Annotated in this window: 1 protein-coding gene; it reads right to left on the bottom strand. The window is 62.4% G+C overall.

Annotated elements, in window-relative coordinates; all coding sequences use genetic code 11:
• A partial coding sequence (locus INT12_RS31055) for an Ig-like domain-containing protein (protein ID WP_193041249.1) occupies positions 1-402 on the bottom strand: 402 nt, incomplete at both ends.

Raw genomic sequence — 402 nt, forward strand, 5'->3', positions numbered from 1 at the left:
CTGGCGCGTCATTGACCGGGGTCACGGTGATAGTGCCGTTAGCCGGAGCTGAGGTCAGCGGGCTGCCGCCGTCAGCGATACCGCCGTCGGTAGCGGTGTAGGTGAAGTTCGCGGTGCCGTTGAAGTTCGCGTTTGGTTTGAAGTAAACGGTGGCTTCGCCGTTGACCGCATCAATAGCGCCGGTCACCGGCTTGGTCATGGCGGCATCGGTGTAGAACGTGCCGTTGGTTGGCGTGCCGACGGTGAAAGATTTCACGTCTGCCACGCCATCTACGTCGGTCGCGCTCAGTTTGACTTCGATGCCTTGAACCGGATCTTCGGAACCCGTTGCGGTGGTCGGTGCTGCGACCGGCGCGTCGTTCACCGCAGTCACGGTGATGGTGCCGTTGGCAGGCGCCGAAG

This window comes from Pseudomonas sp. K8 (genome assembly GCF_014889455.1).
In the GTDB taxonomy this organism is placed as follows: domain Bacteria; phylum Pseudomonadota; class Gammaproteobacteria; order Pseudomonadales; family Pseudomonadaceae; genus Aquipseudomonas; species Aquipseudomonas veronii.